Annotated in this window: 1 protein-coding gene; it reads left to right on the top strand. The window is 49.2% G+C overall.

Features of this window, described 5'->3' with window-relative positions; translation table 11 throughout:
• On the top strand, positions 1-343 hold a 343-nt coding region (locus J5M56_RS24325), incomplete at its 5' end, for a hypothetical protein (RefSeq protein ID WP_207937985.1).
• Positions 344-516 lie beyond the last annotated feature (173 nt).

The following is a 516-nucleotide window of genomic DNA, read 5'->3' on the forward strand; positions in this document are numbered from 1 at the left end:
ATCCGGTAAGGGATCGGGTTCACGCCAACTAGTGCAAAACGGTCTTCAGTCGGAGCTCTGGGAAAATCCTGTGAACCCACCAACTGATCCTAGCCAGTTGGAAAGTAAGCGTGGCGTGACTCCTACGGTTTGGATGTTCTGTGTCAGTAATGATGGAAAGCGCTTGCGTGCAGAAGTATCCAAGCCCAGCAACTTTGAAGGGGATCAGTTCGAAGATTTTAGCAAGCGGATCTTCGTACTCGATGAAGAAAGCGGCACCGATCCTGATATCTCCATCAATCCGTCGTCTGGCGGCAATGATGACGCGGACTTTGATATTGACGTCAGTGTTGCGAAAAAGTGATGAGATATGTTTAATTGCAGCAAGTTAGCAATTGCAAGGAAAAGGCGTCAGCTTACTAAGAAGGAATTGGCGGAGAAATCGGGAATTACGGCAGTCACGTTAACAAGGCTGGAAACTGGAAAAACCGCTGATCCTTCGACGGAAACACTGGAGACGCTGGCGCGGGTGTTAGG

It is taken from the genome of Pseudomonas sp. 51_B (assembly GCF_017491595.1).
Taxonomy (GTDB): domain Bacteria; phylum Pseudomonadota; class Gammaproteobacteria; order Pseudomonadales; family Pseudomonadaceae; genus Aquipseudomonas; species Aquipseudomonas promysalinigenes.